Here is an 8,367-nt window from a genome sequence, read left to right as displayed (position 1 = left end):
GGGGAAGGGGGTGCGCCAGCTGTCGCCGAAGAACTCGTGGTAGCGGTCGAGGGCGTCGATGAGCATGTAGTTCACTGGGAACCAGACCGGGCCGCGCCAGTTGCTGTTGCCGCCGAACATCACTGTGCGGGACTCGCCGGGCTCGTACTCGAGTGTGTAGCGCATGCCGCCGACGGCCAGGGAGAACGGGTGGTCGTGGTGCTCGCGGGACAGGGCGCGTAGGCCGTGGCCGGACAGGAACTCGTCCTCGTCGAGCATGCGGTTCAGCAGTCGGCGGAGCCGTTCGGGGCCGACCATCGCCAGCAGGCGCCGGTGGCCGCCGCCGGCGCCGCCCGCGTCGTCGCCGAGGTGCTCGGTGTACTCCGGGCGGTTCGACTGGTACCAGCGGACGCGGTTCGCCAGGGCGGTGATCGAGCGCAGGCTGGAGGTCGGGACGGAGGTCGCGGCGGCCAGGGGCAGCAGGCCCACCACCGAGCGGACGCGGACCGGGACGAGGCCGTCGTCGGGGAGGCGGAGCACGTCGTAGAAGAAGCCGTCCTCCTCCGACCACAGCCCGATGCGGTAGGCGGCCTCGGCGATCAGCGCGAAATGCTCGTAGAACTTCGGCACGAGGTCGTGGTACGTGCTGTCCTGCCGGGCCAGGATCAGCGCCATCTCCATCATGTTCAGCGAGTACATCGCCATCCACGCGGTGCCGTCGCTCTGCTGCAGGAACGTCCCCGGCGGCAGGCCGTAGTGCCGGTCGAAGGGCCCGATGTTGTCCAGGCCGAGGAAGCCGCCCTTGAAGACGTTGTCGCCGTCGGGGTCGGCGTGGTTCACCCACCAGGTGAAGTTCATCAGCAGCTTGCGGAACACCCGCTTGAGGAACGCGAAGTCCCGCGCCCCGTCCAGATGGAAGACCTGGAGCGCGGCCCAGGCGTGGACCGGCGGGTTGTCGTCGTCGAAGTTCCACTCGTAGGCCGGCATCTGGCCCGAGGAATGCAGATACCAGCCCTCCAGCAGCAGTTCCAGCTGCTGCTTGGCGAACGCCGGGTCGACGCGCGCCAAGGCGACCGCGTGGAACGCCAGGTCCCACGCCGCGAACCACGGGTACTCCCACGCGTCGGGCATGGCGATGACGTCGCGCGCCGACAGGTGCCACCACCGCGCGTTCCGGCCCTGCCCGCGGCTGCCCTCGGCCGGGTACAGCGGGTCGCCCTTGAGCCACCGCGCCGTGTTGTAGTGGTAGTACTGCTTCGACCACAGCAGCCCGGCGACGGCCTGCCGCAGCACCAGCGCCTCGTCGGCGGTGCAGCTGGCCGGGGTGAGGTCGGCGAAGAACTCGTCGGCCTCGGCCTGGCGCGCGGCGACGACGGCGTCGAAGCCGGAGCCGAGGTCCGGGGCCGGGCGCGCGGCCAGGTCCGGGTGCGTTCCCGAGGCCGGGTGCGGCTGCGAATGCGCCGTCGCGGACTTCCTGGCCTTCGTCGTGCGGTCCGTGCGGTCAGTGCGGTCAGTGCCGTCAACACCCTCAGCGCCATCAGGGTCCTGCGCGGTCAGCCGCAGCCGGATCTCGGCGCACTCCCCCGGCGGAACGGTCAGCACGTAGTGCAGCGCCGCCTTGCTGCCGCTGCAGTCCGGACTGACCGTCTGCGCACCGCGCACGACGTGGTCGTTGATCCCGTCCTTCGGGTACTGCGACCTGCCGGGGGTGTCCCACAGCAGCCGCGCGTTCGACTCGTTGTCGCACGCCAACGGCGTCGGCGTCCCGTCCCCGGACAGCACGACCCGGCCCACGAACAGGTGGTCGCCGATCAGCTGCGACCCCTCGCCGCGGACGACCGGGAAGTCCCCGTGGTCGGCGAGCCCCCAGGCCCACGTGTTGCGGAACCACAGCGTCGGCAGCACGTGCAGCGTCGCCTCCTGCGGCCCGCGGTTCTCGGCCTTGATCAGGACGCACAGGTCGCGGGGCCCGGCCTTGGCGTAGTCCACGGTCACCGACCAGTAGCGGCCCTCGTCGAACACGCCGGTGTCGACGAGCTCGTACTCGGGCGAGTCCTGGCCCCGGGCCCGGTTCTCCTCCACCAGGTCGCAGTAGGGAAAGGTGTCCTGCGGGTAGTGGTAGCGCCAGCGCATCCAGGAGTGGGTCGGCGTGGAGTCCAGATACCACCAGTACTCCTTGACGTCCTCGCCGTGGTTCCCCTCGGGACCGGCCAGCCCGAACAGGCGTTCCTTCAGGATCGGGTCGCGGCCGTTCCAGAACGCCAGTGCGAAGCAGAACCACTGCCGGTCGTCGCAGATCCCGGCGAGCCCGTCCTCGTTCCAGCGGTAGGCCCGGGAGCGGGCGTGGTCGTGCGGAAAGTAGTCCCAGGCCGTTCCGCCGACCGAGTAGTCCTCGCGGACCGTCCCCCACGCGCGCTCGGCCAGGTACGGCCCCCACGCGCGCCACGGCACGCGTCCCTCGTCGGCGGCCGCGAGTCTGGCCTTCTCCGCTTGCATGGTCCCCGAGCTTAGAGATCACTCATATAACGCGCATTTCGGGAGGACCGCGGCAGCGGGCCCGAGCAGGCTCAGCGGCCGCGTGCCTCAACGCGTTCATTCAAGGACCTGATGCCCCGGCGAGGCCGGTAGTTCGCGCTCCGTAGGACGTCGGCGCCACGGCGGGGCGATAACATGATCCGGTTTCCGGGCACACAGAGTCACCGCGATCCCGGCCGGCGGTTGAGCTCCGGCCCACGAAGCGGAATCTTCAGACATCGGCCATTCATCGTCAGATATGGTCGGCATGAATAGGGGGTTACATGCACGCCACAGCAGCAGCTGCTCGAACGGATCTTGACAACGACCTGCTCCAGGTCGGTATTTTCTACGGCGGCCCGTCCGCCGAACACGACGTTTCCTGCGCGTCGGCGAAGGCGGTAGTCCGCAACCTGCGCGCTGATCGTTATGCCTTGCACGCGATAGGGGTCACCAAGAGCGGGCAGTACATGCTGCTGCCGGCCGAAGCCTTGGAATACGCCCGCACCGGGCCCGTCCCGCAGGTCGCCATCGACGACCTGTTGCCGATAGCCGGGACGCCGGTCGAACTGCTCCCGCACCGCTCCGACGGGTCGCTGAGCGTGGTGTACGCGAGCGATCCGAGCAGGGTGCTGGCTCGCATCGACGTCGCGTTCCCGATGATGCACGGCGCCTTCGGCGAGGACGGCGTCTTCCAGGGCCTGCTGGAGGCGTTCGGGGTCCGCTACGTCGGCTGCGGAGTCGGCGCCTCGGCGATCGGCATGGACAAGGTCGCGATGAAGCGCGCCCTCCGGGCCGAGGGCCTGCCGGTGACCCCGTACGTCGTGCTGACCGCAGAGCACCGGGCGTCGAGCCGGGACTTCCTCCCGCTGGTCAGCGAGCTGCGCTGGCCGCTGTTCGTCAAGCCCGCGGGCGGCGGCTCGTCGATCGGCGTGACCCGGGTGTCCGATCCCGGCGAACTCCAGGCCGCGATCGACCTGGCTTTCTCCCTGGACCCGACGGTGATCGTGGAGCAGGGCGTCGACGACGCCCGCGAGTTCGACTGCGGGGTGCTGGTCAGCCCCGACGGCGAGCCGTGGGCCTCGCTCGCGGCCGAGATCGACGTCGACGGCGGCCTGCTGGACTTCCGGCAGAAGTACCAGGCCGTCGATTCCCGGCTCGTGGTCCCCGCCGATCTCCCGGACAAGGTCGCCGCGCAGATGAGGGCGATGGCGCTGGAGGCTTTCGGAGCCATCGGCGGCTTCGGGCTGGCCCGGGTGGACTTCCTGTGGAACGAACAGGCCGACGAGTTGTACGTCTGCGAGATCAACACCATGCCCGGGTTCACGACGCGGTCCTCGTTCGCGCGCGCCTGGGACGCCAGCGGGGTGCCGATGCCGCAGCTGCTGTCCTGGCTCATCGACCTGGCGCTGCTGCGGCCGGCGCGGTACGGCGTGCACGCGGGTCGCGCCGGTGACGGCGGTCATGGCAGTCTGGGCGGCGACGCGGGCCATGGGGGTCACGCCGGCCAGGCCGGCCAGGCCGTTCACGCTTCCGGGGAGGCGCGTTGAAAGCGCTGACACTGTCCGACATAGCCGAAATCGTCGGCGGCGAACTGCACCTGGCCGATCCGCTGCTGGTCGTGCGGGGATCGGTGGCACTGGATTCCCGCGACGTGGTGCCCGGCGGGCTGTTCGCGGCCTTCGACGGCGCCCAGGTCGACGGCCACAAGTTCGCGGCGGCCGCGGTGGCCGCCGGGGCGAGCGCGGTCCTGGCCTCCCGGCCGGTCCCGGCCCCGGCGGTGCTGGTGCCCGACGTCCGGGCCGCGCTGGCCCGGCTCGCGCACCATCAGCTGGCCGACGGCCGGACGGCGGCCGACGGCGATCCGCTGGTGATCGGGATCACCGGGTCGTTCGGCAAGACCACGACCAAGGACCTGCTGGCCGCGATCTTGGAGAACGAGGCGCCGACCGTCGGCACCGCAGGTTCCTTCAACAACGAACTCGGGTTGCCACTGACGGTGCTGCGCGCCGACGAGGCGACCCGCTACCTGGTTCTGGAGATGGGGGCGGCGCGCGCCGGGGATCTCAGCTATCTGACATCGATAGCGCCGCCCCGGATCGGTGTGGTGCTCGCGGTCGGGAACGCTCACGTGGAGACGTTCGTGGCCGGCGCCGGTCCGGACGCGGTCACCACGAGCGATCCGCTGGACCTGGTCGCCGAGGCCAAGGCCGAGTTGGTCCAGGCGCTGCCGGCGGGCTCGGCCGGCGGTGTCGCGGTGCTCAACGCCGACGATCCCCGGGTCGTGGCCATGGCCGCGCAGACCGATGCCGAGGTGGTCTGGTTCAGCCGTGACCATGCTCACGGTGATGATCACGGCCATGGCCGCGACCGCCAAACCGTGATCAGCGCGGTCGACGAGCGTCTGATGCAAGGCAAACCGGTCTTCACGCTGAAGACGCCCGACGGCGAGGCCCTTGTGCACTTGTCGCTGTTGGGCTCGCACCAGGTCGGCAACGCGTTGGCCGCCGCTGCCGTCGCCTGGAAACTGGGCATCGGGACGGACCGGATCGCCGCGGCGCTGAGCGCCACGGGTCCCCGTTCCGACTCGCGTCTGGCCGTCCGGACCCGCGACACCGACAAGGTCACGGTCGTGGACGACGCCTACAACGCCTTCCCGGAGTCGATGGCGGCGGCCCTGTACGCCACCTGGGCCTTGGCCGCGGACGATTCCCGGCGCGTGGTCGGGGTCCTGGGAGAGATGGTCGCGCAGGGGGCTGATTCAGCAGCCCGCCACCGGCAGATCGGGACTCTGGCCGCCGATCTGGGCTTCGCGGCGCTGGTCGTCGTCGACGGTCCCGACACGGAGTTCTACGACGGGACCGGACCGGTCGCGCTGGCCGACGCGGCGCGCGAGCGGGGGCCCGGAATGGTCGTCCAGCGCGCTCGCGACGCCGACGAGGCGCTGGCTTTGGTCCGTGAGCTCATCCGGCCCGATGACGTGGTCCTGGTCAAGGGTTCGCACGACTTGGGCCTGAACGCGGTCGCGGAGGCACTGATCGGCGGCGGCTGACCGCACGACGGCAGTCATGGGCGGCGGTTCACCCGCCGCCTGCAGCTACCCGACCGTCGAGGACAGCCGGGCTACCCCCTGAGCCCGGCCGTCCTCACCCCCTTCCCGTTCCCCCGGTCAGAGCAGGCGCCCGGTCAGAACGGACGCCCGCCCGAGTCGAAGCGTGCGACCGGCGCGTTCCCGTGCCACAGTTCCTTGCTGCCGTCGGGGTGGTAGACGACGGTCCTGCCGTCGGGTTGGGCGCCTGCGACGGACTGCGGCGGATGCCATTGCGGGACGGCCGGCTCCTGCCACGCCTGGACCACCGTGCCGTCCGGCGACGTGCGCCAGCAGCTTCCGTCGGGGGCTCGCACGTCCTGGGTGCCGTCCGGGTAGTGCAGGGTGGTGGTGCCGTCGGGGTTGAGGACGGTGCCGGTGCTGAAGGACGGCGTCCAGCTCTGCGTGTGCATGGCCGGGCCGGCCGGTGCGGCCGGGGTCATGTGCTCGGGACTGCTGACCGGCGGCGGGTCCGCGGGCGGCGCCGAGAAGAGCGGCGGCGCCGGATCCCCCGACGGCGGCAGCTGGGCCGGCGGTCCCATCGGCGGGTGCCACACCCCTTGGTCGGTGCCGGGCCACGGGGTCGCGTTCTGGCCGGGGCCCGGCCCCCAGACCGGCTCCGGGCTCATGTTCGGCCCGACCGCGTCGCCCGGATCGCCGAACTGCGCCTGCAGGTCCGCGTATCCGTTGGCCAGCCCCTCGTACACCGACGGCGGGATGCTGTCGCCGATGAACTCGCCGGCCCCGAACGCCATCCCGCCGACCATCCCGGCCATGGCCCCGGCGCCCTTGCCGACCTCGCCGAGGGCCCAGTCGTTGCCCTCGTACTTGCCGCCCGCGGAGCCGATCATCTCGCCGTACTTCGCACCCTCGTCGGACCACTGGTTCACGGTGTCGGTGAACTTGTCGAGGTTCGGGGTGGCGGTGGACGGGTCGGCGGGCGGCGGCACGTACTTCGGGCCGACGTCAGGGTACGGTTCCGGCCGCGGGGGCGGGCCGTCGTCGGGCGCGTCCGGGCCGTTGTCGGAGCCGGCTTCGGGCCCGTCGCCCGAGCCCTGGTCGGCGACCGGCGGCGGCGCCTGGTCCGGGGTCGACATACCCGGATCGACCGACATACCGGGGTCGACGGACTGCGTGGGCGTGCCCGGCGCCGGGACGTCCGGGTTGACCGACATGCGCGGGTTGGGCGTGTACGGAGCGTCGGGCGAGCCGCCGGGGCTGTCCGGCGCCGCCGGAGCCGCCGGAGCTGCTGGAGCTGCTGGAGGAGCCGGAGGAGCCGGAGGCGCCGGAGGCGCCGCTGAGGCCAACATCGCCGGAGCCGCGGCAGCGGTGCCGGACGCAGCCGCCGACGCCGGGTCGGCCTGGTAGGTATCCGCAGCGGCGGCACCGTGCTGCCACAGGTCCAACAGCATGTGCACCAGAGAACTCATGACCAGCCTCCTGCGACCGGAACGGATTGCGGTACCTGCGGTACTTGCGACATCTGCGGGGGCGGTGTGAACACCTGCGGCGGCGGCGCGAGTACCTGCGGCACACCCGTCCGAGGCGCCTGGCACTGCAAGCCAGCCAGCCGCGCACTGCGCCGACCGCTCTCGACCTGCGTGACCCACAACCACCGCGGAACCGCGACCGCCTGCCCCTGCGAGCCCTTCCACGACGCCACGCACCCCGGCGCCGCCGAGGCGGGATCCAGGCGCGCCTTCGTCGCCCGTCGCCACTCGTACAGCACCAGCCCGGTGCCGCCGCCGATCAGCAGCAGCGAGGAGAGGTAGCCCGACAGCGAGACATCGAACAACAGGCTCGCCCACCACGGCTTCTCGCCGCCGCCGCTGACCACCACGGCGTTGAACCCCGCATGCTCGGCGAACCCGAAGAAGAACCCGGCCGGCGCGGCCAGCCACGCGAACCGCCAGCGACGCCGGTACAGCACGCCCACGCCGAGCCCCAGCCCGACGACGCCGGTGTACATCAGATGCCCGGTAGCCACCACCGACAATGCGTCCGACTTGATCATGGCGGGGAAGACCAGCGACAGCACCGGCACGGAGCCGAAATGCGTCCCGCCGCGGCCGTACATCGCATCCTCGTACAGCTCGTACCCGGCGCCGACCCACATGCCCAACAGCATCAGGTCCAGCGCCGACGGACGGACGTCGCGCCGACGCGCCGCCAGCCACACGATGAGCACCAGCAGCAGGGCTTTGAAGACCTCTTCGATGGCCGGACCGATCACCGCGTTCTCCAGCTGGCTGTCCGGACCGAAGTGGTGGTACAGCGGCACGTCCACCAACCGCACCAGCGCGCTCACCGCCAGCAGGCCCGTGAGCCCGGCGCCGAGGTACACCCGCCACGTCAGCGTCCGCACCGTCCCGGTCGCGACCATCGTCAGCGCCAGCGTCCAACCGACCGCGACGACATCGCCGAAGAACGTCCCCATCCCGCTGGCCTTGGTGATCCGCGGCAGCGCGACGGCCAGCACCGCGCCCGAAACCGCGAGCCCGGCCAGCGAGACCCGGTTGAGCACCTTGGCCCGGTGCGCGTCCGAGGCCGAGCGGGCGGCGAAGACCATCAGGATCCGCAGCGCGATCGCCGCCGCGGCGAACCCGATGCCGGTGGCGGCCGAGCTGGGCAGCAGGTGCAGGGCGCGCAGGACGACGCCGACCACCGAGACCGCCAGGCTGGCTGCGGCCAGCAGCACCAGGCGCCGATCGTGGGCACGCTTGGTGCCGACCGGGAGGGCAGGTGCGTGCGGAGGCGGCGATGGCCACTGCGAGGGTGGCTGGGGC

5 protein-coding genes are annotated in these 8,367 nt (G+C 71.5%); 2 read left to right on the top strand and 3 right to left on the bottom strand.

Annotated features, from left to right (window positions below; genetic code table 11):
* The coding region (locus GWK61_RS57900; protein WP_228564306.1) for an MGH1-like glycoside hydrolase domain-containing protein at positions 1–2,475 on the bottom strand (2,475 nt) is incomplete at its 3' end.
* A gap of 302 nt (positions 2,476–2,777) precedes the next feature.
* Between GWK61_RS57900 and GWK61_RS50410 the strand changes: the two genes are divergently transcribed.
* Both GWK61_RS50410 and GWK61_RS50405 read left to right on the top strand, forming a co-directional pair.
* Positions 2,778–4,043: a D-alanine--D-alanine ligase family protein gene (locus tag GWK61_RS50410; RefSeq protein ID WP_194921048.1), complete on the top strand. Its 1,266-nt coding sequence runs from the start codon at positions 2,778–2,780 to the stop codon at positions 4,041–4,043.
* Positions 4,040–5,545, top strand: coding sequence for a UDP-N-acetylmuramoyl-tripeptide--D-alanyl-D-alanine ligase (locus GWK61_RS50405; RefSeq protein ID WP_194921047.1), 1,506 nt, complete (start codon positions 4,040–4,042; stop codon positions 5,543–5,545). Before GWK61_RS50410 ends, GWK61_RS50405 begins: the two co-directional genes overlap by 4 nt.
* Positions 5,546–5,679: 134 nt before the next feature.
* Here the strand turns inward: GWK61_RS50405 and GWK61_RS50400 are convergent, their stop codons facing one another.
* Entirely contained in the window at positions 5,680–7,011 is a 1,332-nt protein-coding gene (locus tag GWK61_RS50400; protein WP_194921046.1) for a hypothetical protein, read from the bottom strand.
* Positions 7,008–8,367 (bottom strand): PrsW family glutamic-type intramembrane protease (locus tag GWK61_RS50395; protein ID WP_228564305.1); only part of this gene is annotated, 1,360 nt, incomplete at its 5' end. The genes GWK61_RS50400 and GWK61_RS50395, both read right to left, overlap by 4 nt.

The sequence above is a fragment of the Catenulispora rubra genome (assembly GCF_015356825.1).
Lineage (GTDB): Bacteria > Actinomycetota > Actinomycetes > Streptomycetales > Catenulisporaceae > Catenulispora > Catenulispora rubra.
This window is presented reverse-complemented; position numbering and strand designations above follow the sequence as displayed.

What these genes read in the sequence shown, in the direction of transcription:
- GWK61_RS50410 (WP_194921048.1), top strand. Translation starts at nt 2,778, where the DNA reads ATGCACGCCACAGCAGCAGCTGCTCGAACGGATCTTGACAACGACCTG.
- GWK61_RS50400 (WP_194921046.1), bottom strand. Translation starts at nt 7,011, where the DNA reads ATGAGTTCTCTGGTGCACATGCTGTTGGACCTGTGGCAGCACGGTGCC.